This is a genomic window from Paenibacillus glacialis (genome assembly GCF_001637205.1).
In the GTDB taxonomy this organism is placed as follows: Bacteria; Bacillota; Bacilli; order Paenibacillales; family Paenibacillaceae; genus Paenibacillus_AQ; species Paenibacillus_AQ glacialis.
Map to the genome: position 1 here is coordinate 39902 of NZ_LVJH01000027.1, position 23308 is coordinate 63209.

General features: G+C 39.1%; 24 protein-coding genes. 5 read left to right on the forward strand and 19 right to left on the reverse strand.

Annotated elements, in window-relative coordinates; genetic code table 11:
• Nucleotides 1-62 precede the first annotated feature (62 nt).
• On the forward strand, nucleotides 63-896 hold the full coding sequence (locus PGLA_RS15300) for an alpha/beta fold hydrolase (RefSeq protein ID WP_068534212.1): 834 nt from the start codon (nucleotides 63-65) through the stop codon (nucleotides 894-896).
• Between the two features lie 102 nt (nucleotides 897-998).
• Here the strand turns inward: PGLA_RS15300 and PGLA_RS15305 are convergent, their stop codons facing one another.
• Together PGLA_RS15305 and PGLA_RS15310 are read right to left on the reverse strand one after the other, a co-directional pair.
• Nucleotides 999-1967 (reverse strand): hypothetical protein, encoded by a 969-nt coding sequence (locus PGLA_RS15305; RefSeq protein WP_068534215.1) that lies wholly within the window; start codon nucleotides 1965-1967, stop codon nucleotides 999-1001.
• Nucleotides 1957-2481, reverse strand: a complete 525-nt coding sequence (locus tag PGLA_RS15310; protein WP_068534217.1) for a sigma-70 family RNA polymerase sigma factor — start codon at nucleotides 2479-2481, stop codon at nucleotides 1957-1959. The genes PGLA_RS15305 and PGLA_RS15310 overlap by 11 nt, the downstream gene beginning before the upstream one ends.
• A 276-nt stretch (nucleotides 2482-2757) precedes the next feature.
• On the opposite strand from PGLA_RS15310, the gene PGLA_RS15315 reads away from it, so the two are divergent.
• Nucleotides 2758-3525, forward strand: a complete 768-nt coding sequence (locus tag PGLA_RS15315) for a class I SAM-dependent methyltransferase (protein ID WP_068534219.1) — start codon at nucleotides 2758-2760, stop codon at nucleotides 3523-3525.
• Between the two features lie 184 nt (nucleotides 3526-3709).
• On the opposite strand, the gene PGLA_RS15320 is transcribed toward PGLA_RS15315, so the two are convergent.
• From PGLA_RS15320 to PGLA_RS15330, 3 genes are all read right to left on the reverse strand, one after another.
• Nucleotides 3710-4213 (reverse strand): ferritin, encoded by a 504-nt coding sequence (locus PGLA_RS15320; RefSeq protein ID WP_068534221.1) that lies wholly within the window; start codon nucleotides 4211-4213, stop codon nucleotides 3710-3712.
• Nucleotides 4214-4394: 181 nt separating this feature from the next.
• Nucleotides 4395-5354, reverse strand: coding sequence for a phosphotransferase enzyme family protein (locus PGLA_RS15325; protein WP_068534223.1), 960 nt, complete (start codon nucleotides 5352-5354; stop codon nucleotides 4395-4397).
• Nucleotides 5355-5419: 65 nt separating this feature from the next.
• Nucleotides 5420-6295 carry a LysR substrate-binding domain-containing protein gene (locus tag PGLA_RS15330; protein ID WP_068534225.1) on the reverse strand — a complete coding sequence of 292 codons (876 nt, stop codon included), beginning with the start codon at nucleotides 6293-6295 and terminating at the stop codon, nucleotides 5420-5422.
• Between the two features lie 117 nt (nucleotides 6296-6412).
• Here PGLA_RS15330 and PGLA_RS15335 point away from each other — a divergent pair, with 117 nt between their 5' ends.
• The 3 genes from PGLA_RS15335 (at nucleotide 6413) to PGLA_RS29790 (ending at nucleotide 9005) form a co-directional block, all read left to right on the forward strand.
• Complete coding sequence (locus PGLA_RS15335; RefSeq protein ID WP_068534227.1) at nucleotides 6413-7573, forward strand: MFS transporter; 1161 nt, start codon at nucleotides 6413-6415, stop codon at nucleotides 7571-7573.
• Between the two features lie 341 nt (nucleotides 7574-7914).
• Complete coding sequence (locus PGLA_RS15340; RefSeq protein ID WP_068534229.1) at nucleotides 7915-8436, forward strand: DUF1036 domain-containing protein; 522 nt, start codon at nucleotides 7915-7917, stop codon at nucleotides 8434-8436.
• 56 nt (nucleotides 8437-8492) lie between these two features.
• The gene (locus PGLA_RS29790; RefSeq protein ID WP_068534231.1) at nucleotides 8493-9005 is read left to right on the forward strand and encodes a DUF1036 domain-containing protein; all 513 of its coding nucleotides are present in this window, start codon (nucleotides 8493-8495) and stop codon (nucleotides 9003-9005) included.
• A gap of 94 nt (nucleotides 9006-9099) precedes the next feature.
• Here PGLA_RS29790 and PGLA_RS28070 read toward each other — a convergent pair whose 3' ends face one another.
• The 14 genes from PGLA_RS28070 to PGLA_RS15410 form a co-directional block, all read right to left on the reverse strand.
• Nucleotides 9100-9237, reverse strand: a complete 138-nt coding sequence (locus PGLA_RS28070; protein WP_161487924.1) for a hypothetical protein — start codon at nucleotides 9235-9237, stop codon at nucleotides 9100-9102.
• Nucleotides 9238-9265: 28 nt separating this feature from the next.
• Nucleotides 9266-9949, reverse strand: a complete 684-nt coding sequence (locus PGLA_RS15350) for an ABC transporter ATP-binding protein (RefSeq protein ID WP_068534233.1) — start codon at nucleotides 9947-9949, stop codon at nucleotides 9266-9268.
• Nucleotides 9946-11064, reverse strand: a complete 1119-nt coding sequence (locus PGLA_RS15355; RefSeq protein WP_068534237.1) for an ABC transporter permease — start codon at nucleotides 11062-11064, stop codon at nucleotides 9946-9948. Before PGLA_RS15355 ends, PGLA_RS15350 begins: the two co-directional genes overlap by 4 nt.
• A gap of 93 nt (nucleotides 11065-11157) precedes the next feature.
• Complete coding sequence (locus tag PGLA_RS15360; RefSeq protein WP_068534239.1) at nucleotides 11158-12648, reverse strand: oligosaccharide flippase family protein; 1491 nt, start codon at nucleotides 12646-12648, stop codon at nucleotides 11158-11160.
• An 85-nt stretch (nucleotides 12649-12733) separates the two neighbouring features.
• The gene (locus PGLA_RS15365; RefSeq protein WP_068534241.1) at nucleotides 12734-13861 is read right to left on the reverse strand and encodes an amidase domain-containing protein; all 1128 of its coding nucleotides are present in this window, start codon (nucleotides 13859-13861) and stop codon (nucleotides 12734-12736) included.
• Nucleotides 13858-14487 carry a class F sortase gene (locus PGLA_RS15370; protein ID WP_068534243.1) on the reverse strand — a complete coding sequence of 210 codons (630 nt, stop codon included), beginning with the start codon at nucleotides 14485-14487 and terminating at the stop codon, nucleotides 13858-13860. The genes PGLA_RS15365 and PGLA_RS15370 overlap by 4 nt, the downstream gene beginning before the upstream one ends.
• 42 nt (nucleotides 14488-14529) lie before the next feature.
• Complete coding sequence (locus PGLA_RS15375; protein ID WP_068534245.1) at nucleotides 14530-14802, reverse strand: hypothetical protein; 273 nt, start codon at nucleotides 14800-14802, stop codon at nucleotides 14530-14532.
• 77 nt (nucleotides 14803-14879) lie between these two features.
• On the reverse strand, nucleotides 14880-16256 hold the full coding sequence (locus PGLA_RS15380; protein ID WP_068534249.1) for a sensor histidine kinase: 1377 nt from the start codon (nucleotides 16254-16256) through the stop codon (nucleotides 14880-14882).
• The gene (locus tag PGLA_RS27485) at nucleotides 16253-16930 is read right to left on the reverse strand and encodes a response regulator transcription factor (protein ID WP_068534251.1); all 678 of its coding nucleotides are present in this window, start codon (nucleotides 16928-16930) and stop codon (nucleotides 16253-16255) included. The genes PGLA_RS15380 and PGLA_RS27485 overlap by 4 nt, the downstream gene beginning before the upstream one ends.
• A gap of 15 nt (nucleotides 16931-16945) precedes the next feature.
• Nucleotides 16946-17695: a M15 family metallopeptidase gene (locus tag PGLA_RS27490; RefSeq protein WP_211269556.1), complete on the reverse strand. Its 750-nt coding sequence runs from the start codon at nucleotides 17693-17695 to the stop codon at nucleotides 16946-16948.
• Complete coding sequence (locus PGLA_RS15395) at nucleotides 17696-19267, reverse strand: ABC-F family ATP-binding cassette domain-containing protein (protein WP_068534252.1); 1572 nt, start codon at nucleotides 19265-19267, stop codon at nucleotides 17696-17698.
• A gap of 276 nt (nucleotides 19268-19543) precedes the next feature.
• Nucleotides 19544-20845, reverse strand: coding sequence for a pyrimidine-nucleoside phosphorylase (locus PGLA_RS15400; protein WP_068534253.1), 1302 nt, complete (start codon nucleotides 20843-20845; stop codon nucleotides 19544-19546).
• A 46-nt stretch (nucleotides 20846-20891) separates the two neighbouring features.
• Entirely contained in the window at nucleotides 20892-22073 is a 1182-nt protein-coding gene (gene deoB / locus PGLA_RS15405; protein WP_068534429.1) for a phosphopentomutase, read from the reverse strand.
• Nucleotides 22074-22111: 38 nt separating this feature from the next.
• The gene (locus tag PGLA_RS15410) at nucleotides 22112-23293 is read right to left on the reverse strand and encodes a NupC/NupG family nucleoside CNT transporter (protein WP_068534254.1); all 1182 of its coding nucleotides are present in this window, start codon (nucleotides 23291-23293) and stop codon (nucleotides 22112-22114) included.
• Between the last annotated feature and the right edge of the window lie 15 nt (nucleotides 23294-23308).

The following is a 23308-nucleotide window of genomic DNA, read 5'->3' on the forward strand; positions in this document are numbered from 1 at the left end:
CCGTTGCAAATTCCAGATATTCAAGTATACTCTTGGGAAAGTATTACAGGAGGTGGAATAACATGCAGAGCCATTTTATCGAAAGAAATGAAGGTTTTAAAACTCACTATTTAGAATGGAAACCCCCTGGGACGAGTGATAAACTCCCTGTGATATGCATACATGGAAACCTCTCAAATGCTAGGATGTATACTTGGATCGGTGAGGAACTGGTCTCCGTTAAGAATGAGAGTCCAAGACATGTAATTGCGATAGACATTAGAGGTTGCGGCGAGAGTGGTATGCCTGAACAAGGATTTACACTACAACATATGGCATCTGATATTAATGCTGTAATGAGTCATTTGGGGATTACCGAGGCTCATTTCATTGCTTATTCAAGAGGTGTAGCTTATGCTCTACAATATGCTTTGCAACATCCTGAGCGTATTCAAGGACTTATAATTGGCGATTTCCCAACTCATTATACGAAGATACAGGAAGACTGGGCACATCGAATGGTCAATTCCTACAAAGAGTATGATTCTTGGGATCATTTATATGGCACCTTAGCCTTAACCGAACATTTAAGCAGAGAAGAATTTGATGATCAGAAAGACATCTATTATGTTGAAAAAGAGGGCTTAATCCACAAAAATTATTCAAAGGAGTTTCCTATTCTACTTCAACTTGAATCTGATGATGTTGACCTTTCATCTGCTTTAGACAGTATAAACGGCAATCTGCTAATTCTGAAAGGAAATGAACCAGGTTCTCTTTTAAGCGAAGAACAAATAACGGTATACCAACAATACAACCCCGATGTAGTGCGAGTTCAGCATGCAGGACATGATGTTTTTGAACCAAGACAACAAGTAAAAGATGCATTTTTTGATTTTTTTAAAGATATCATTTAATCGTAATTCATACCACACAACGAAAAGGAATGGATAGCGTGATCAGACTCATCTGACTCTCTATCCATTCTATTAATGTTGACTTAAATTTCATCAGATTAATTATTTTCCAGAAACGCTGTGGATATTCAATGCCCCCCATATTCCCTTGAAAATCTCACTATCTATTTTAAAATATACGTCTGCATTTCCATAACTAATGTACCCATCTTTAAGGACCACAACACTTACTTTAGAACCATCCTTCAATTGAAGAATCATTTGTCTGTAGTTCTCATCGTTTCTGAAGTCACCAAGTTTCTCTTCAACACTTGCACGTGAATACGGAATGGCATGATTTAGTGTTTCAGCAAAGCTTTTTAACAAATCCACTTGTATGGGAAAGAACCGCTCTACACCATAGTCCCAATCACTATGAATTCGGTATTGTGCGCTTTGAATATTCCCAGTTATATTTAGTTTGCCGAACACATCTTCACCAGAATGAATGGTTATTCCATTGAGGCACTCATAGTACTCCGAATAGACTTCACCATCAATTTCAGAATACGACATAATTCTAAAACTCTTATCGTATCCTTTCACGGAATACACATCTATTTCTCCGATAGTTGAAGCGAATTGAACGGCATATTTATCTTGCTTACTCCACTCATCAATTCCCCCTCTTGTCGTCCCAAGTTTCTCACCCAACATGTTTTTGGCGAATTTAGGATCTATTTCTGTTGCTGTTTGCGTATAAATCTTTCCGTTATATACGATTAGCCCCACCATATCTACTTTCTCATTCCCACTAACTTCAGGTAATTTAATTACCGGAATTTGAAGACCAGGATTCTTGACAACTATGGGTGTATTCATTGGGTTTTGATCTCTTTCAAAGTAATCCATGTACACACCATAGCCACCAAACACGATAACCACGCTAGCTGCAAGCGTGATCGCCTTTGACCAGTAACGTTTATTTTTTGGGATTTCTAATTTTGCTTTCTGAACCCCCATCTTACTTCTTTCATGAAGTTCATTAGGAATAACTATTTTATCGATTTCAAGTTTTATCTTATTGCTCATAATAACCGTCTCCTTTCCATTCTTTTCGGAGTTTTTTCAAAGCACGATATAAAAGCGTTTTTGCAGTTCCCAATGGAATATTAAGGGTCTCTGCAACTTCTTTTATAGTTAAGTCATGGTAAAACCTCAGAATAACGACGCTTTTCTCATCCTCATCTAACAGTTCAACCAGTTCTTGAACCGTCACTTCTAAATCGATATCTTCTTGCACATCTTCAGTAATTTGTTCCATCATGACAGCTTTCATCTGTACAACATTTTTTCTTTTCCGAAGTAAGTCGATAGAACAGCTTATCGCAATTTTGATTAGCCACGTTTTAAAGTACTTCGCCTCTTTTAAATTTTTGACTGATTTGAATGACCGATATGCTGTTTCTTGAACCACGTCGAGCGCATCACTTTGATTTTTGACATATACAAATGCTGTTCTGTAGATATCACTTTCATATACCTGAAATAGTTCTAAGAATGCTTTGTCATCTCCACTTCGAGCTTTATCAATTAATCGTATAATCTTACCCGCCTCCTTCTTGTATTTTCACTGTATATCCATTAGACGTTCGAGGTTATGTATTTGGCTTTCTCACTTCAGGAAAATATTGTTTTATTCATTCTCTACTATTGACCACATTTTACCTTTAAACCTATACTGAATTTAATTCAAATCGAAAGTGAGTGATTCTCATGCAAATGCTTAAATCCGTACTACACATTAATAAGGTGCGAAAGGGATAAATCATAAAGATCCTTTTCCGTAGTAAAATAATTTAATTCACGGAGGAAACAATATATGTCTTTTAGTTATTATGGTGAACTTTGTACAGAGGTCTATGATCTCACTAAGGAAATCGGTCATTCATTCGATGGTGATATAGAATATTACCGAGACCGTCTCAAAGATTGTAAAGGACGAATTCTTGAAGCCATGGTCGGGTCAGGACGTGTCATCATTCCGCTTCTCGAATCAGGTCTTATAGTAGATGGAATTGACTATTCACCCGAAATGTTGGATTCATGCCGTAAGCGTTGTGAAGAAAGAGGATTAGTGGCAGATTTGTATGAGTCCAATATCCAAGGACTTTCTTTACCTCATAAATATGAAGCGATCATTATTCCAGCTGGCTCATTCTTGTTAATCGAAAAGCGTGATGAATCACTTCAAGCCTTGAAGCGCCTATTCGACCATCTTCAGCCAGGCGGACGTCTTATACTTGATATTTTCCTAACAGACAATAACTTTATGTGTGGTCAGTATATCGATACATCGACCTTCAACTTACCAAATGGTGATATCATCACCTTGGAAAACAAGCTTGTAGAAGCAGATTTATTCAATCAACATAAAGTTTCCTATTTAAAATATGAAAAGTGGCGTGACGGCTCCCTTATACAGACCGAGTTGCAACGATTTGCACTACGGTGGTATGGTATCGAAGAATTTAAGCTCATATTAGAAAACATCGGCTTCTCGGACGTCGTTGTATGTGCTGATTTCGACTATGGTAAATCTCCATCCAATGGACAACAGAAATTCGTATATGAAGCGGTACGAAAGTAAACAAAGAATAATCGAACCATCATCGATGTCAAAGTTTACTTACATGTATGATCTTAGATGACTCCTTAATCAAGGGGTCATTTTTTATTCAACTAATTAATATTGGTTTTAAAACAAATAAAAAAAGATGAGTAAGCCAAAGAGTCCTCACCCTTTGTCTTACTCATCCATTATGTTCAATCTATTATTCCGCCGGTGGTGTGAATGAACGAGAAGCGAATTCTGCATCTAAGCTGTAGAATGCGTTGCTGTCTTTCTCAATACGTTTAAGCTTCTGAATGATGTTATCGAATAGAGACTCTTCTTCAACCTGTTCATCAATGAACCATTTCAAGAAGTAAATCGTAGCATGTTCACGTTCGTCCGTAGCTAAATCAGCCAAGGCATAGAATTTCTTAGTATTCTGTTTCTCATGTGAATAACCATGTTCGAACACATCAAGCATTGAAGCATACTCGTTCTTCGGTTCCGGCAAAGCTTCCAGCGTCGCACGCTGTCTACGGTCGTTGAGGAACTTGTATATTTTCATTGCATGAAAACGTTCTTCTTCAGCCTGAACTGTGAAGAAATTCGCAAATCCATCAAGACTTTCACCCGAGCAATATGCAGCCATAGCTAAGTAGACATGAGCAGAATAAAATTCAAAATTCATCTGTGTATTTAGAGCTTTTGCTAATCCATCATTCATTGAACAAGTCACCTCAGCTTCTTATAATTTGTGATCATGGAAAAAAGTAATCTCCATCATGTGTTTGTATCATTATAAACATATGATGTAAGGAAAAGATCACCATGTCTTGTCCATCGTAACATGGTACCTATTTCATCGGCAAGTCTTCATTCTTGGTCAAGGGATAAGTCGAGCCCAATTAGTATGAACCACTTTCAAAAAAACATTCAATCCCTAAATAAGAATCTTGGTTAATGATTGTTCTACTCATATCCTCTAAATACTGCAGTTGTTGTTCATTTAAGTTAGCTTTATCTAAAAACTGAGTGTGGTAAACAAATGAATATAGATGCCTATAATTAATAAAAAAATCTACTTCTTTTACTATTTTATTAACATCCGAGTTCTCAACTGAATATCCTTCCATAAATAACTTGAAGAAAATGTTCGCAAACCTTTTTCGCTTGTCCATGTCTTTAACCGTTTGAGAAGCATGATAAATAGCGATGGCAATATCATATGCGTAGAAATTGTATTCACTATCTCCGAAATCAATCACTGTCAATTCCCCTGTATCGTATAAGAAATTATGATGATGTAAATCCCCATGTATTACTCCGTATGTATCATTGTTTGGGTTCATTGATTTAATAACTTCAAGGCAATTCTCCCATTTCTCTCTAATAACAGGATCAAACTGGCTCATATCCATCTGATAAATCTTATGCTCATACCACTCAGGTCGCTTGTATTTACCTTTAGATAACTTCGATAAGAAATGCATATTCCCCATCGCTCTACCCCATTGATTAAATAATTCCTCATTCCAGATTTCACTATGTATATCAACATGATTTCCTTTTACTTTCTCGTATGCTATGAAAAAAAGATTGTCGTTCAACCGATGGATATACGATTCTTCCTTAATAAATATAGGAATAGCTACGTTGATCCCATGCTCATAAAGATATCGAGTCCAATCAATTTCAGATGCGATCTGTTCTTCATGATCAACTTCACTGTTGAATATCTTAACTACAATCGGTTTTTCAGCGCGGATTTCGTAAACATTATTGAAATATCCACCGAGCAAATGTATATCCTGCGATGGATCTCCGATGACATTAAGGATTTGATTTAATATAGATCTTTCAACCATTCATGATCTCCCCCTACATCTACCTTTTATGATTATTTCAGCGAACAATCTTCTACCTTTTACGATTAGCCTCCAAAAAAAGTTGCCATCCTTCTCAAGAATGCCTTTGCAGCTTGACTTAAATATTTATCATTACGATAAAACATCTCCAACTTCCTCGTAGGTGAATGACTGATTGGAATTGCACAAATTCCGATGGATTGGAAACTTTCAATCAGTTGACTAGGTTGAATAGTAGCTCCTATGCCTTCTTTTACGAGTTGAAAGAGTGATGCAACGGATCCAGTCTCCATACAAGTATCGATAGAAATTTCCTGATCTTCACACCACATATCAATTAAATCACGACCATAGTAGCCCTTAGGATACATAACCAAAGGTAGATTCACCAAGTCCGCAGGCACAACAACCTCTTTATCTGCTAAATCATGTTCTTCATTAACATAAAGACTATACGACTCTGTATAGAAAGGTATCCGATGTAATCGATGATCAGGTTGAATCTCTAACCCAACACCAATATCAACTTCATTATCTAGCACATTATTTAAAATATCCATGGATGGTATCACTTGAACTTTCGTATTTGGAAATTCCTTGTGGAAGTCTACGAGTAAAGAGGTTAATCGATAATCAAGGTCGGATGGTAGGACTGCTACCCGTAAATAACCGGAATTCAGATTTGTAAGATCAGCTATGGCATTCGTAGCATTTTCTAATTGTTGAATAACTTGTAAAGCGTGATGCTGAAGGAGCTCACCCGCTTCAGTCTTAAACGTCTTTTTTCCTATACGATCGAACAGAGGTACGCCTAACTCATCTTCTAATACACGAATTTGTTGACTTAGCGTAGGCTGCGAAATCCGCAGTTTAAATGCCGCTTCAGAAAAATGTAGTTCGCTACATAATACAAGAAAATACTGCAGTTGCCTGATTTCCATACGACATCCTCCTTCAACTATAGCCTTAAACTATAGTTCTAATAGAAATAGTAGTATTGATCTATCATAAATGCAAGTCTACAATGAAATCTATGATAAAGGAAGAAGGTGCTTCATATGCGTGTTGTTTACCTCGTTATGATTATATGTTTAGTTTCATTGAATTTAAGGCCCTCCATTACTTCTGTGGGTCCCTTACTCGATATTATCCAGACCAGTTTAGGAATGAGCGGGCTGACTGCTAGTTTAATAACCACCCTACCAGTATTATGTATGGGCCTATTCGCTATTGCATCCATCAAGTTAAATAACCGTTTAGGAATCGAGAAATCTCTACTGTTAGCTATGTCCTTAATATTTACGGCGACTTTACTCCGTATGTCCGTCAATGATAGCATTTTATTGCTAAGTACAGCTTTTGTATCTGGTATGGGTATAGGCATTGCTGGCCCCTTAATTTCAGGGTTTATTAAAAAGTACTTTCCCGAAAAACCAGGATTCACAGGTATTTATTCCGTATTCATGGTCATTGGTGCGGCGATTGCATCTAGCTTTTCTATACCTTTATTCCACAGCCTGAATGATTCTTGGCAACAGTCATTAAGTTTCTGGAGCATATTAGCAATCCCAGCTTCTTTACTTCTACTCCCACTTTTAAAAAGTAGTAAACCTAATAACAATCCCATATCCATTTCGTCCTTATTTATAAAAAATAAACGTGTGAATCTACTCATGTTATTTTTCGGGTGTATGGCAGCTATTTTTTATTCTATAACAGCTTGGTTAGCTCCCATCGTGCAATCAACAGGCTTAAGCCAAGCTCAATCTGGCAATATCCTCACCTTGTTTACAGTGATTCAAATTCCGATCAGTTTAACAATGCCGATGATTGTTAGTAAAACAGGTAATCGAAAAATGTGGTTACTACTCTGTAGTCTATCTGAAGTCATAGGCATAATATTGCTAATGCTACACTTCTACCCATGGGTAGCTACAGTATTTCTAGGTATAGGTGCTGGTGGTCTATTCCCATTAGCCATACTCATGCCTATACAAGAAGCTAGGAATACAACCGAAGCCATATCATGGACTGCGATGGTACAATTCGGAGGTTATCTGTTAGGATCTCTTGGTCCTGCATTTATTGGGCTAACAGTAGATCTATTTGGCAATTTCGTTCCAGCATTGATTGTATTAGTGATCATTATATGTATCATGACTTTTGCAATCTTAAAAATAGGGAACACAACAGAACACATAGAACAAGCTACTAAGTAAAATAGCTGATGATGTATGAACTAGAGACTCTGAATTAGATTCTATGGAAGCTTAGAAAACTTTCAGCAAATCATTGGCTCGTAGAGAAGTCATGGAACTTTTCGGGAATCTTCCATTTTATATTTGAATAAATCCGGTCAGCTAATAGAAGAGAATCTTTTGTTTCGTTGAGCGATTTATGAATAACTGCTGATGATTATACTGGAATCCTCGATTCCACCTTGAAAAAAGGGTGTGGGGCCTCTCTTTTTTAACCAACGTTTGTCCATTTCCTTTCATTATCATTCACATACTATAAATCATAACCGAAAGGTTAACTTTAATAGATTGGAGTGTGGACGATGAGCCAGACGGTTTCTTACCTCAATATTCGCAATAGCACGAACTCAACCGTTTATCTAGTTTACGCCTACGAGAATAGACTATGTAAACCGGTCAACTACGAAAAACGAGGCTGGTTCCGTATTAGTCCTGGACAAACGATACGACTTTTTCCAGGGTATGTAAATGCATACTTTTATTACTACGCCTACAATTTGGCTGGGATTGTATGGGGTGGGCAGTACTTTACCCAAGTGTCTAATCAGGAATTCCGCTGGTGCTGGGATTTAGGAACAACGAATAGTAGAAGGGTTGGAATGAGACAATTTTTTCATAGTCCGGACTCTATTCTCAATCTGATCTCTAGCAGCAGCCAAAGAAAATTGAAAATGGGCAATATGCGCATGGAATTGCCTTCAAAACGTAATGCTGACAAAAAGGTTTGGCGTGGAGTTCCTATGTCCATGTCGGCAAGACGGCTTAAAGGCAGATCAGCTATGACGAATCGTTCATCTTTGCCATTAAAATCAAGAGGGAAATAACACAAAAACGGACATCGGCAAAGTAAGTATTATCCATCTAAGAAGGAGTGATGACAATGGGTCTTTATTTCCGTAACCTTTCCAACTCAACCGCATATGTTGCCTACGCCTACTACGATCCCACCTGTACCGACGGAGACACAAAATGGACTAAACTTGGTTGGTTCCGTTTGGCCCCTGGGCAGAAAGGGCAGGTTTGGAGCGGATACGCGGGTGGACGCACTTTCTATTACTACGCCTATAATTCATCTAGCGAGTGGTCGGGAGAGTATCCTACCCAAGTCCCTGAAAATAAGTTCACGTGGTGCTGGGACACTGGCTGCAATGTCTGCACTACTGTAAAGTTTAAGAAGATTAATGTGAGCTGGTACAGACTGGACCAGACAATCAGCTTGACTTCAAGTGTCGGACAAAGAAAATCTACTTCGGGTGATAACATCATGGTATTGCCTACAAAAGTAAAGTCTAGACTGCGTAAAATCCCTATGAAATCTGCTGGAAAGCTGCCAAAAGGAAAACCTATATTGCTTAACCGCACGTCATTGCCTAAAAAAAGAAATTCTAGATAAGTTAATCCAGGTTAGCCAAGTTAAATTCGTACAAAACGAAAAAGCCATTCGGATGCTTTCCGAAGTGGCTTTCTTGTATTGATACTTGGGATGTTCACCGGGATAACTTCGTTGCGAGCGCGTTCCCAATATGCCTATACTGTTTCCTAATATTAACCATATTATTCTCTACGGTGAAATCTAAGGATTCTTCTGGAATCACATCCAATAACTCCATTAACTTATGAATCACAAATAGACCAACCTAATCTAAAACATGTTTACAATGGGCTTACCAGAACACCATCCTGCAAATAAAGTACACGATCACACCATTCCAGCATTCGTTCATCATGCGTTACCATGACGGCCGCTTTCCCTTCTCTCTTCACTTCGTCAGCCAACATTTGCACAACTTCCTTACCACGTTTGAAATCAAGGCTTGCTGTGGGCTCATCTGCGAATAGAATAGCAGGATTGTTCATCCATGCTCTCGCAATCGCAACACGCTGCTTCTCACCACCAGATAATTTCTCAGGATAATGATTACGGCGTTCCCATATGCCTAGACGTTTCAATAAATATGCTGAGCGTTTCTTGGCTTCACTTGAACTTAGTTTTGCGATTCCAGCAACAAATAATAGCTGTTCTTCCACTTTTAAATAAGGAAGTAACTGAGCATTTTGAAACATAAAACCTATTTTGTGCAACCGGAATTCTGTCAGTTCGGCCTTATTTAAATCTGCAATCGATTCTCCATCGATAAGTATTTCCCCACTTGATGGACTCAGAAGCGCTCCCGCTGTTGAAAGAAATGTACTCTTACCAGAACCCGATGGTCCTAGAATAGCAACGAATTCTCCTTCATTTACCGTAAAATCTAATTTATTTAACACAGACAGCGTTGAATCACCGTCTCCGAAGGTTTTAGTCACTTGAGTCATTACTAATTTAGCTGTTGTCATGCTCCAACCCTCCCAATCGCTTCTAACGCATCAACTTTGGCTACTTTCAATACAGATATAAGTGATCCAATTAACGACATACCTACAAACAATGAACTGGTTAATATCAGGGTAGGTGTGCTCAATTGGAACGGCATCGACTCTGGAAGAACCATTGTCATTCCGCCTATCATCAATAGACTTATTACAAGACTTGTGACAGATAAAATCAACACTTGTCCAAGGACACTCCACGCTAAGTAAGACGTCTTCGTTCCCATTGCTTTTAAGATCCCGAACTGACTTGTCTTCTGAATTGTTATGACGTAGAAGAAGACAGCTAGAACTACTGCAGAAATTACGAATAAGAAAGCAATCATCATAAGTAACGAACCCTGTTCCTCGGAGTATCCAGGAATACTAGCAATGGCTTCTTTCTGTGTAATGACATCCACGCCAGTCAGCCCTTCTTGTAAGCTTGTCGCTTGGTCGGCTGTTGCATGAACGGCAATGACATTAAATGATGTTAGACGTACAGTTTCACCCTTAACGCCATCGCCTTGCATCATTTCCAACCAATCCTGTTGATTCATATACACGACGGGCGTATGACTGTAGGAATTGTCTTCTACAAAGCCAGCAACTTTCAAAGTCATTCCAGTCTGCTGATCGCTTATAACACTTCCAATCTTGATTCCCGACTCTTCCAGCTTCCGATCAACAATGACACTACCTAACGTATCATTTGTAATCGCATCTCCTGCTACAACCTTAGGTGCAATTGGACCTGTCATATCAACTGCAAAGAAAGTTACATCAGCCTTCATATCAAGATCTGTGGCTGTGATTGTACTCATCTGAATATTTAGTGGTGTTGCATTGTCATTTCCAACAATGGATCGAACATCTTTCAGATTCGATTCATTCAGCTGCGAACGTCTGAATTTATGTTCAGCATCTCCCTGAACAACATAATAATTCGTTGATTGATTCTCAATCGCTGATATGTTGGCATAAGCTAATCCCTTAGCCAAGCCTGTTACGAACAACACAAGAAAAGAAACCAACAACATAATAACCATAATAAGCGCGTATCTAGCTTTTGAATGGCGTAGTTCTCTTAATGATAGAAACATGTAATCACTCCTTCTAAACTCTCTATAGGTTCATTTTAGAAGGCGAAAATGAACGGAGTATGAATAACAAATTACAAATAAGGCGACTAGTATTTATGTATTTTTAGGAAACGCGACGCAACGAAGATACATATATAGCCCTGACATTAGACCGAATAAACATCCACTCATTAGAAATCTCGTTATATCTAGCAGTGTGTCTTGAAATGAATGGACAAATAGGTATATCAACGACATGGCGCCACATATAGCCACAGTATCTAGAATAATGAAAGGGATCATTCTGATGAATACACCCTTTCCGATGTTTAATGCTCTGAGGTTCCAAGCAGAGGATATGATCTCCATCGAAAGAATTCCTGTTGCTGCGCCAATAAAACCTAATCCATGAATTCCTATGAGGAAGTATTGGACAAGTGTAGAACAACAAATCCCTACGCACAGACCCCAAAAAGGTATCTTTTTAACATCCTGTGACCATAATATGCTGGTCGATATTTCGCGAAATCCGACGATCAGAGGAATCAATGACAAGCATTTTATCGAAAGATAGGCATCTTCGGTATTGAATATGAATAATGAAAGTTCTTTAGCATAAACAAACAAAAATGTTCCTGAGATTAATCCCCATAACCATCCTATTGTAAAAGAAAGTCTTGATAGACGATGGAATTCATCATGATTCCCTTTCTGCCAGTATGCTGCGATTCGGATGGTTGTTGTATGGCTCAGAGCTCCTGTCACAAGAGTAGGTGTATAGGCAATAACAGTCGCCATACCACTTATAATACCGAACATAGATACAGCTTCCGAAGAAGTATATCCAGCCGAAATTAATCTACTAGGGATAAGTATAGCATCAATGAATTCAGATGCTGGAATAAGTAAACGCGTGAAAGAGATAATAACGGATGTCCTTAGAAACCAGACAAACGGCAAAGTAGGCGATTCATTCGGAGAGTGAACTAACTTTTTCTTGTCGATGGATATGAAAGTGGCTAACATAGCAAAAGAGATAAAAGCTCCTATAAAAGTTGCATAAATCCCTCCTCCTACCGCCCTGTCTATTCCCATTGGCATTAAATGATAGACTAGCAACAACATGCAAAGAATCCGACATCCTTGTTCAAACACTTCCGAAGCTGCAATAATACTGAATTTCTCCAAGCCTTGCAAATAACCTCTCAATAATCCTAATAATGGGGCTGCCAATATAGCTGGAGCGAGGCTACGAAGAGCATATTCCAATTTGGAATTCCCTAAAAGTTCGGCTATTTGAGTAGAATTCCAAAAAACTGTCAAGCTGATAATACTGCCTGACAGCACAATATAAAAAGATGTTATTTTGAGAAAGTGCCAACCGAAAACTGATTTTTTTGCCGTTATAATAGCCAAGGCCGTGGGTAATCCCCCTGAAATCATAACTAAAAATCCATAAAAGGAGTAGGCTATTGAATACAATCCGATGCCTTCGGCACCCACAAGTCTTGTTAAGATTACACGACCGATCAGACCAAACAGTTTGACAATAATCATCGCACCGACCCTGATGGTAGATTGCTTCAATAAGTGGGACTGTTTCATAATTCCTCCCAGCATAACCATCCATATCATTTATCTCTATTTTATGATATTGAACAACCATTATGCTGACAAGCCCACAATTTATTTAATCTTTGATGTGGATCAGTATATATTTCGTATTCTGATCCCAACCTAAATCGAATGGGACGCGATAACGATCTGCCGTGTGTGAATTTACAATAGGGTATCCGTATGCATCATAACCAACAACAATTGAAAAATGATCGACATCGTTTCCTTGTATTATATATCCAATAAGGTCACCCGCTTGGATATGTGATAGAGCTCCATCAGGATACTTTGGAGTTGGAGAAATAATATGCTCAAAATCTCCTAAAGAAACAGATTCTCCGTAACCACTACGTAGGATGAAATTACTAAAGGAGTCTGTTCTAATCCATCTCTCCGAGCCTCCAGACCTTTTATCGTAACGCCAAATATTAGTCAAAGGTAATCCGCCAGCTTCCTTATCTCCCATAACTTGAGAAGCGAAATTCGTACAATCTCCACCCTTGCTAGTGTAATCCCTATATTTATTATTGTAACGATGGTTGTTGCCAGCTCCCCAAGCAACCCCCGCATATTTATTAGCATAACTAATGGCACGTGAACGGTTATATTTATTACTTTTGGATACTTCTCGAGGAGATTTAATGGATGGAGCCATTCCATTGGGAGTCTTTGCAATTTTATTAGGATTCTCATCGAGAGGATCCAAGTACCATTCTTTGTATATCATCCATTTCCCATTGACCCTATGAAGTGTAATAAAGTGCCTAGTTCCCACTCCAAAGGATTGTGTTGGAACAATCTTATTGGGGTAATCATAACTAATTTGAAGTGATTGAATCAGCGAGATAATAGCTTTGTCCGCTTTTTTTGTAACACGTACCAAACGAATGTCACTTTTGGCATCAACCAGTGTTATTGATCGTTTTTTAGCCCATTCGTTGAGATAGTTTACCCTGTTCTTCTCATGTTGATAGGCATATCTACTTACTTGTTGCTTTGTTAAGTAATGTGCGTCTAACTCATGTATATTCTGATTAATCATTACTTCGACTCTAAGGTGAAATATATGATTTAGTACCGCTTCAATTTCTAATTCTTCCTTTGGGTTCTCATCATTAGCATTAGCATTTCCCATTAGATTGAAGAATAAAGCTGAACAGATCAATATCAAGACTAATATAGCTTTTCTAAAAATGCTCATCTTTCACCATCCAGCTTCGCAAAAACGATAAGTCTTTTTTGATGTTCTTTTTTCTTCCGGCTGTATGTTCCAGTACAAGTAATGAGATTCAGTCTTATTTCATCTGTCTCCCCAAAGATTCTTTCTATGGGAGCTTCTGAGGTAATAAATGATTCAACGGACTCGACCCTATAAGTTAACTGACGATCCAAGTTATCCCGAACAATAATAATATCTCTGGGTTTCAACTTTTTTAAATCGAACAAAACTGCAGGACCTGTATAACTGTCAACATGCCCATCCATAATCAAGTTTCCCTTTGCACCTGCTAGAACACCCGGATGTAATATACCAACGAGATCCGTGGATTGTGGAACGTCCATTTGACCGTTAGCAAGAACACCCACTGGTTTTATCTTGGAGAATACATGGATGGATGGAATAATAAGTTGCGTTGGCATAAAAGGTTTTAATGGTGGAGCCAGTGGTCTATGTGGTTTTATTATTTCAGGAGCGTCTGATAATTTTTTATCGTAACTTCGTTTCCCTTGATTTGTCTCTAACTGAATAGAATTAGGATTAGGATCACAATTCACTGTAAAAATTGCGAATGTTAGAAGAACATATATCCATCGCCATGTTTTCATAATTTAAGAATAGAAAGAGGGGGGAACCCTCCTTCGTCCTCCCTATTCTGTTTGCTCGCTTGCGCCGCCATACCCTGACTTCGGCATTTTTGTTGCTTTAGTCTTCATGCTTTTTAATTTAATATTCTTTTTGTGAAGACTCTTTTTATGAAGTTTTTTTTCATGAATTTTTTCTTTTGCTTTTTCTTTGTGAATCATTTTGGAATGGATCTTTTCCTCATGCACTTTTTTCTCATTCACCGGAGCTGCACTTACTGCGGAAACACTGGAAAGCAACAAACAGGCAGACATAATAGCAACTGAGATCTTTTTCAATGGTAACCCTCCTAGTGTTTGTTTTCTTCCCCAAGAAGTATAATCTCCAATTGAAAAAACCATTATGCTGGGAATAATTACAGATATGGAACTGAAACCTTAAAAGTCGTTCCTTCTCCAATTATACTTGAGACTTCAATGGTTCCTTTATGCGAATGTATAATTTTCTGAGCAATCGAAAGCCCTAGACCGGTACTATGGGTTTCTCGAGTTCGTGCCCGATCTACTTTATAGAATCGATCAAATATCATCGGTAGGTCTTCAGCATGAATACCTTCACCCGTATCAGATACCGTTATCACACAATTTCCACTGTCAATATTCGCTGAAATTGTAATGGTCCCACCTTCGGGTGTATGTTTGATAGCATTGGATATTAGATTCATCCACACCTGATATAACAAGTCTGCATCACCCTGAATAGAAACATCTGGTAGTCTCAACCGAAGTGCCAATTGCTTATCTGTTAATTTCCACTCCATGATTTGAACAACTTGACGTAATTGAGAGCGCAAGTCGAACGATTTCACCTGTAATGATTTGTGGTCATAATCCAAAGAAGATAAGGTGAGTAATTGCTTGCTAAGTAAGGATAGACGGCGACACTCTTCTTCAATAATAGAGAGGTAATGCTCTTGTTGATCTTCAGGTAGCGATGAATCCTTAAGGGTATTAGCGAACCCCTGTATAGAGGTCAGAGGAGATTCGATTTCATGAGAAACGTTAGCGACAAATTCTTGTCTAGCTCGATTGGTCCGTTCAAGCTCTTGACTCATTGTCATGAAGTGAGAAGCTAGTTGACCAATTTCATCCCGCCTCGAAGTATTCAGTTTAATATCATAGCTTCCTTTAACAATCTTCTTGGTTGCCCCTGTTAGTCGAGTAATCGGTCTAACAATGTGGAGTGCTGTGATCAATACGAAGCCTAAACAGAACAATAGGGTGACTCCAATGAGCATTGCAATAAATATACGTAGTTCACCAAATTGCACTTCCACATCGGGACGCATAAACAAGGCATACCGTTCCCCATTCATATCAAGTGGGACACCTATGCTATTTCGTAATTGATTGTCAAAGAAACCTGTAATAAATGCCTCGTTCGGAAAATCTCCAACACCATGGTATATCTGTCCATCTAATACTTTTTGGAATTCTCCTTCTATTAACTCCACTTTACTAAAGGGTCTTCCGAAGAATCTTTCGTCTCCTTTACCATTACTTAAGTATATTTTGTATCCCAAAGAAGCTACGCTTTGTAAATACGCTTCAATCGACTCCGGATGTGATTCGTTAAATCCCTTCAGTTGAAGAGCCATTTGAGTCAATTTTGCATCATTTAATGGCTTAAGCTTGGTGTGATAATGCACATTAGATACTAGAAATCCCAGAACACTACTTACGAGAATAACGGAACAAAAAATGAGGCACATTCTTACATACAATGACTTCATGAGGTGATTACCTCTACCTTATACCCAATTCCTCGAACCGTTCGAATGATAAAGTCTTCCTGGTAATCTAGGAATCGCTCACGTAAACGCTTGATGTGAACATCTACCGTTCGTTCGTCTCCTTCATAGTCTGCTCCCCATACGAGCTCAATCAATTCACTACGAGAGAATAATCGACCCGGATATTGCGCTAACTGTGACAATAACTCAAATTCTTTCACCGGTAACAGTAGCACTTGTTGTCCATCCGTTATCTCATAATTCTTACGATCAATCATGAGCCGATTCAACCGAATCTTATCATCTGACGCTATGGAATAACGGCGAAATAACGCTGTAATACGGAATAATAATTCCTCTGGTTCGAAAGGTTTCGTTACATAATCATCCGTACCTCGCAAATACCCTTGTTCCTTGTCACTTAACTGTTGACGTGCCGTGAGTAATATAATTGGAATATCATAGGTTTCACGAATGTATTGACACAGTTCGAGACCATCTATATTCGGCATCATGACATCTACAATAGCTAGATCAACCGTTGATTCTTTTAACTGATCTATTGCATCTTCTCCGTCCATTGCCTCAATCACACCATAACCATGACTGGTTAGAACATGTTTCAATAACATCCGAATATTCGGGTCATCGTCTGCGACCAATAGCTTTCTCATAATTCACTCTCCTTGTTACTCCACATCGAAATTGAAATACTGCTTTGGAAAAGGTTCATTCATTAATGAATAATGCCACCATTCCTTGCTATAAGGCTTGAATCCATACTTCACCATAGCGTTCTTAAGTAAATTACGATTAGCTGTCTGTTGTTTGCTAATAAGCTTCGTGCCGTGATAAGAGATATCTCCAAAGAAATCAAATGGACCTCCCATATCCACTGCTTTACCCGTTGATTTGTGAACAAGAGACAGGTCAACTGTGCTGCCTCTTGTATGTCCTGATTTACTGGAAATAAACCCCATATTGAACAAGTTACGTTTATTGAGCAACGGATAGAATTCTTTCTTCATCTTGGTATCCTTTGCATCCTTTGACCATCTTACGAAATCATTGACCCCTTTTTGCGGACGATAAGCATCATATATTAGTAGAAGATACCCTTTCTTCTCCAACTCATCGCTAACTTTCTTTAGTGCTGTAGCTCCCTTTAGCGACATGATCGCTAGAGGTGCCTTGTACCCATCAATTCTTTTCCCTACAAAATTATATTCTCCGTAATACCTTATGTCATAGTGTGCAGAAGGAATGATGTCATCTAAATAGACAAATCCCTTAGGTAACGCGTTTTTCTTCTCGACCTTTAGTTCAGGTACGACCAGTGATTGAGCACTTACGGGTTGTCCACAAATTAATGATGTAAGGAATACGCTAACCAACAATGCACTTAAAGTCATTTTCAATTCCCATCCAAAGGGTTTCATCTATACGTTCTCCTCACTTATTCCCAAGATAGGATCGAAGGTAAGCATCTTGGTCGCTATTTTATCTATGAAGAATCGATCATGACTTACCGTAATGACAGCGCCAGGGAAATGAATAAGTGCCTGCTCCATGACTTGAATGCTTGTTAGATCAAGGTGATTAGTAGGTTCATCCAATATAATGACCGTAGCTCCTGAGAGGAGACATTTGGCTAGCGCCACTCGGGCTTGCTGCCCACCTGATAGACTACCGATGACTTTGCTTAGATCTATTTCCGAGAATTGAAGCATCGTTAGGAATTTGTTTACTTTTTTCCGAGTCGCATTTAAACCAAGTCCCGAGATGTTTACTGCATGGCTAACGGTATCTTTACGGTCAAGCTCGTCCCACATCCGATTGAAGTAGGCGTAGCTTACACCCTTCTCCCAAATCACTTCTCCAGATTCTGGTGTCTCTTGACCCGTAAGAACCTTAATAAGTGTCGACTTCCCGCTTCCATTAGGACCCACTATGGCCAAACGATCTTCCTTCTGAATGTCAAAGCTGATGTTCTCGAATATAGAGCGTCCGTCATATGTCTGTCCGATTCCTTTCACTTCACACAACTTGTCTGGGAACCGTAAATTTTCATAAATGTCTGTGATAAGTACGTTCACAGGATGAGGATCAACGCGCTTCTTCATATCAGTAAGTTTACGTGAGAGTCGGTCTTTGGAAGTCTTTTTCTGCGAACGACTATCGATAGCCTCAGATTCCATAATGAGAAGTTCTTCCTCCCATTCGAATTGGCGATCCAATACTTTCTTACGCATCTTCTTCTTCCGTATGTAATCCGTATAATTACCGTCGTATTCTTGAAAATGATAATTCTCGATTTCAATCGTTCGCGTAACTACTCTATCGATAAATTGTCGATCATGCGACACCAAGATCATCGCCCCATTGAAGCGGTGTAACCACTGCTCTAGCCACACAATACCTTCTATATCCAGAAAGTTCGTCGGTTCATCAAGCAATACGACATCCGGCATCTCAATTAGCATTTTAGCTAGTGCAGCACGGTTTCTCCAACCTCCAGATAACTCATCAACGGGTTGATTGCGCGATCTTTCATTGAAACCCAACTTCGTTAGAACAGTATCAATCTCGACAGATACATTCCAACCGTCCAAATGCTCCATTTGTTCAAAAAGCTCTGCTTGGCGTTCTAATAGTCGATCCATTTGAGCGTCATCTGTTACTATACCTAGGTTTTCTCCTATTTCCGATAGTTCCCGTTCTATAAGTGCAACCTGCTCGAAGCATAATTCTAACTCCTGCTGAACAGACAACCCTCCATTTAATTCAGAGAATTGAGAGAAGTAACTGATCTTCACTTGAGGATCCAATTCCACTTTGCCAGCAGTAGGCTCCTCTTTACCCATAATCAGCTTAAATACCGTCGATTTCCCAGCACCATTTCGCCCAATTAGTCCTATACGTTCACCTTTGCTTACGCGAAAATATATATCCCGAAAAATCAGTGTATCTTCATATTTCTTAGTTACATTCTCCAAACGAATAACGCTCATGTCAGTTTACCCCTCTAGTCTCTCTATTATATTTAAAATAATGTTGTTGGATATCAGAGTGAACACTTCATCCGCTCAAGCGTGATTATATCACTATATCGCTAACCATACATACTCCATTGATATAAGACAGACTGTTCATTGGCTTGAAGCGACGATTTAACTCTCGCTTATACTCGCTTCACGCTCATACAATATAAATACGACCAAGTGAAGTAGATTCACTTGGCCGTAGACGTTTTTACTTGTATATATAGTTTAGGCTGCGTTTCTTTATTATTCCGTTACGATATCGTAGATAAGTACAAGTGGTTCCGCATGGTCACCAATGCGAATATTTTCATAAATTTTCGTTATGACATCATTCACATTTTCTCGGTTTGAATGAATCGTTAGAAGGGATTCTCCCGCTTTTACAGGATCACCAACTTTTTTGTTCAGCATAATACCTACGGCTAAATCGATTTCCGATTCTTTTGTTGCTCTGCCAGCACCTAACAACATCGCAGCGATACCAATCTCATCCGCTACAATTTCAGCTACTACGCCGTTCACTTTAGCAGGAACTTCAATTAGATATTTCGCTTGTGGCAATTTCTCCGGATGGTCTACTACAGACGCATCTCCACCTTGGTTGGTGATAAATTCTTTGAATTTATCTAATGCTTTACCATTTAGCATAACTTCTTTCAACATTTCTTCGGCTTCTTCAAGTGAACTTGCTTTATTCGCTAGAAACACCATTTGACGCCCCAAAGCTAGGCACAGTTCTTCCAAGTCTTTAGGACCTTTCCCTTGCAAAGTATCAATCGCTTCTTTCACTTCAAGCGCGTTACCAATGGCTAACCCAAGAGGTTGACTCATATCTGAAATAACGGCCATCGTCTTGCGACCTACATTATTACCAATACTAACCATCGCATGAGCAAGTTCTTTAGCATCATCTACAGTCTTCATAAATGCACCTGCTCCTGTTTTCACATCCAGAACAATGGCATCCGCTCCAGCAGCAATTTTCTTACTCATAATGGAGCTAGCAATAAGTGCAATCGAATCGACCGTCGCAGTTACATCACGTAGCGCATACAACTTCTTATCCGCAGGTGTAAGATTTCCAGACTGACCGATGACAGCGATCTTATCCTTATTCACCAAGTTTATGAATTCCTCTTTAGTAATCTCCACATGGAACCCTTCAATAGCTTCCAATTTATCGATCGTACCACCTGTATGACCCAACCCACGTCCTGACATCTTCGCAACCGGAATATCCAGTGCAGCAACAAGAGGAGCAAGAACTAAAGTAGTTGTATCGCCTACTCCGCCTGTGGAGTGCTTATCTACCTTCACGCCTTCAATGGCGGACAAGTCAATCGTATCCCCTGAATTCACGATTGCCATTGTCAAATCAGCCCGTTCACGCTCCGTCATATCCTGGAAAAATATTGCCATCGCCAAAGCACTAACTTGATAATCTGGAATTTCATCGTTCGTATAACCTTCAATAATGAAATTAATTTCCTCTGTCGTTAGTTCTTTACCGTCACGTTTTTTTGCAATAAGATCAACCATTCTCATCATATATTCTCCTCGCAGTTCGTTATTTATTGTACTATCTAATGACTTATTTCAAATCTAATAAAAAGCTCTTACCATGCTGTGGCATCGTAACTTCGAAATTTTCGGCAATTGTTGCGCCAATATCAGCAAAAGTTTCCCGTATAGATAGTGCCTGACCGCCTTGTTTAAATCGTGGAGAATACACCAAGAGTGGAACATATTCACGAGTATGGTCCGTTCCACGATAGGTCGGATCATTCCCATGATCTGCTGTGAGGATTAGAAGGTCATCCTCAGTCATTTTGGCGAATACTTCTGGTAAGCGGGTATCATAATCCTCTAAAGCTTGACCATACCCTTTGGGATCACGACGATGTCCATATAATGCATCAAAATCAACTAGATTTAAGAAGCTAAATCCATGGAACGATTCATCGAAAGTCGCAATAAATTTATCCATACCATCTGAATTAGAATCCGTACGCACGACCTGGGTTACTCCTTCACCGTCAAATATATCTGAAATTTTCCCTAGGGCAATGACATCATGACCTGCATCTTTCAATGCATTCATGATCGTGGGATTGAACGGTTTCAAGGCATAGTCATGACGGTTGGAAGTTCGTTTGAACTCTCCTATTTCACCAATAAAGGGTCTCGCGATAATTCTGCCTAACATGTACGGATCTTCTAATGTTATCTTTCTGCAAAATTCACAAATCTCATATAATTCCTTCAGTGGCACGATGTCTTCGTGTGCTGCGATTTGCAGCACTGAATCGGCAGAAGTATAGACAATTAAAGCGCCTGTCTTGACATGCTCTTCACCGAGTTCTTCAATAATCTCCGTTCCGCTCGCAGGCTTGTTTCCAATAACTTTGCGGCCAGTTTTCTCTTCAATTTGAGAAATAAGCTCAACAGGGAAGCCATTCTCAAAGACACGAAATGGCGTATCAATTCTTAAACCCATCATTTCCCAGTGTCCAGTCATTGTATCCTTACCACTAGAAACTTCTTGCATCTTTGTGTAATACGCGAGTGGTTGCTCGGCAATTGGAATCCCTTTGATCTCCTCAATATTAGATAACCCAAGTTTAGCCATATTCGGCATGTTCAGCCCTCCACATTCACGGGCAATATGTCCTAAAGTATCAACATCAAAATCATCAAATTGAGCTGCATCAGGTGCTGCTCCGATTCCTACCGAGTCCAAAACAATCAAGTGAATCCGTTTAAATGCTGTCATCATTGATTCCTTCCTTTCTTAACTGAGTCTCTGTTATCCTATTTAATAAATATCCCAGCAACCGTTGCAGAAAGAATGCTAACTAAGGTTGCTCCATATAGTAATTTCAGACCAAAACGTGCTACAACATTCCCTTGCTTCTCACTTAGACCTTTTACTGCACCGGCGATAATACCGATGGACGAGAAATTTGCGAACGAAACAAGGAATACAGATATAATCCCAACTGTGCGTGAGGATAGATCGGTGTACTTACCAAGCTCAAGCATGGCAACGAACTCATTGGAGACCATTTTTGTAGCCATAATACTCCCCGCATCAACTGTTTCTTTCCATGGAACACCCATGATGAAAGCGAATGGCGCAAAAATGTAACCGAGTAATTGTTGAAACGATACTCCGAAGATGCCACTAAAGAGCCCGTTAATCAGTGCGATTAAAGCCACAAAACCAATTAACATCGCGGCTACTACAATAGCGACTTTGAAGCCGTCCATGATATATTCCCCAAGCATTTCAAAAAACGATTGTTTTTCTTCTGCCTGCATCTCTATAATATCCTCATCTTTCTCGACGGTATAAGGATTTAGGATAGAACTAATAATAAATCCACCAAACAAGTTAAGAACAAGCGCCGTTACTACATATTTGGCATCTATTATTGCCATATATGATCCTACAATGGACATGGATACTGTAGACATTGCGGAGGCGCATAATGTATAGAGCCGATGTTTTGGTAGCATACCTATCTGTTTTTTAACAGAAATGAATACCTCGGATTGTCCCAAAACAGCGGAAGCAACCGCATTATACGATTCCAACTTACCCATACCATTCACCTTGCTTAGAACAAGACCAATATATTTAATAATGAAGGGTAAAACTTTGATGTACTGCAAAATTCCAATGAGGGCTGAAATAAACACAATCGGCAATAACACCGATATAAAGAACGAGAATTGCCCTTCGTTAAGAACCCCACCAAATACAAAGTCAACACCAACTGCTGCATACTCCAACAATTTCTCAAATACACTTGAAACACCTTTAATTAAGTAAGCTCCCACAACTGTATTTAATAACACAGCCGCTAAAATGAACTGTAAGATAATCATGACAATCAATGGTCGATAGCGGATATCCCTTTTATTGTTGCTTCCGATGTACGAAAGCCCAAAAACAATAAGTATGCCAAGTATAACAAGTAAGTATCTCATGTTGTGTATTTCTCC

What these genes read in the sequence shown, in the direction of transcription:
- PGLA_RS15350 (WP_068534233.1), bottom strand. Translation starts at nt 9,949, where the DNA reads ATGACAACAGCTAAATTAGTAATGACTCAAGTGACTAAAACCTTCGGA.
- PGLA_RS15400 (WP_068534253.1), bottom strand. Translation starts at nt 20,845, where the DNA reads ATGAGAATGGTTGATCTTATTGCAAAAAAACGTGACGGTAAAGAACTA.
- PGLA_RS15355 (WP_068534237.1), bottom strand. Translation starts at nt 11,064, where the DNA reads ATGTTTCTATCATTAAGAGAACTACGCCATTCAAAAGCTAGATACGCG.
- PGLA_RS15305 (WP_068534215.1), bottom strand. Translation starts at nt 1,967, where the DNA reads ATGAGCAATAAGATAAAACTTGAAATCGATAAAATAGTTATTCCTAAT.
- PGLA_RS15315 (WP_068534219.1), top strand. Translation starts at nt 2,758, where the DNA reads ATGTCTTTTAGTTATTATGGTGAACTTTGTACAGAGGTCTATGATCTC.
- PGLA_RS15300 (WP_068534212.1), top strand. Translation starts at nt 63, where the DNA reads ATGCAGAGCCATTTTATCGAAAGAAATGAAGGTTTTAAAACTCACTAT.
- PGLA_RS29790 (WP_068534231.1), top strand. Translation starts at nt 8,493, where the DNA reads ATGGGTCTTTATTTCCGTAACCTTTCCAACTCAACCGCATATGTTGCC.
- PGLA_RS15410 (WP_068534254.1), bottom strand. Translation starts at nt 23,293, where the DNA reads ATGAGATACTTACTTGTTATACTTGGCATACTTATTGTTTTTGGGCTT.
- PGLA_RS15340 (WP_068534229.1), top strand. Translation starts at nt 7,915, where the DNA reads ATGAGCCAGACGGTTTCTTACCTCAATATTCGCAATAGCACGAACTCA.
- PGLA_RS15370 (WP_068534243.1), bottom strand. Translation starts at nt 14,487, where the DNA reads ATGAAAACATGGCGATGGATATATGTTCTTCTAACATTCGCAATTTTT.
- PGLA_RS15360 (WP_068534239.1), bottom strand. Translation starts at nt 12,648, where the DNA reads ATGAAACAGTCCCACTTATTGAAGCAATCTACCATCAGGGTCGGTGCG.
- PGLA_RS15395 (WP_068534252.1), bottom strand. Translation starts at nt 19,267, where the DNA reads ATGAGCGTTATTCGTTTGGAGAATGTAACTAAGAAATATGAAGATACA.
- PGLA_RS15320 (WP_068534221.1), bottom strand. Translation starts at nt 4,213, where the DNA reads ATGAATGATGGATTAGCAAAAGCTCTAAATACACAGATGAATTTTGAA.
- PGLA_RS15325 (WP_068534223.1), bottom strand. Translation starts at nt 5,354, where the DNA reads ATGGTTGAAAGATCTATATTAAATCAAATCCTTAATGTCATCGGAGAT.
- PGLA_RS15330 (WP_068534225.1), bottom strand. Translation starts at nt 6,295, where the DNA reads ATGGAAATCAGGCAACTGCAGTATTTTCTTGTATTATGTAGCGAACTA.
- PGLA_RS27490 (WP_211269556.1), bottom strand. Translation starts at nt 17,695, where the DNA reads ATGAAACCCTTTGGATGGGAATTGAAAATGACTTTAAGTGCATTGTTG.
- PGLA_RS15335 (WP_068534227.1), top strand. Translation starts at nt 6,413, where the DNA reads ATGCGTGTTGTTTACCTCGTTATGATTATATGTTTAGTTTCATTGAAT.
- deoB (WP_068534429.1), bottom strand. Translation starts at nt 22,073, where the DNA reads ATGACAGCATTTAAACGGATTCACTTGATTGTTTTGGACTCGGTAGGA.
- PGLA_RS15365 (WP_068534241.1), bottom strand. Translation starts at nt 13,861, where the DNA reads ATGAGCATTTTTAGAAAAGCTATATTAGTCTTGATATTGATCTGTTCA.
- PGLA_RS27485 (WP_068534251.1), bottom strand. Translation starts at nt 16,930, where the DNA reads ATGAGAAAGCTATTGGTCGCAGACGATGACCCGAATATTCGGATGTTA.
- PGLA_RS15380 (WP_068534249.1), bottom strand. Translation starts at nt 16,256, where the DNA reads ATGAAGTCATTGTATGTAAGAATGTGCCTCATTTTTTGTTCCGTTATT.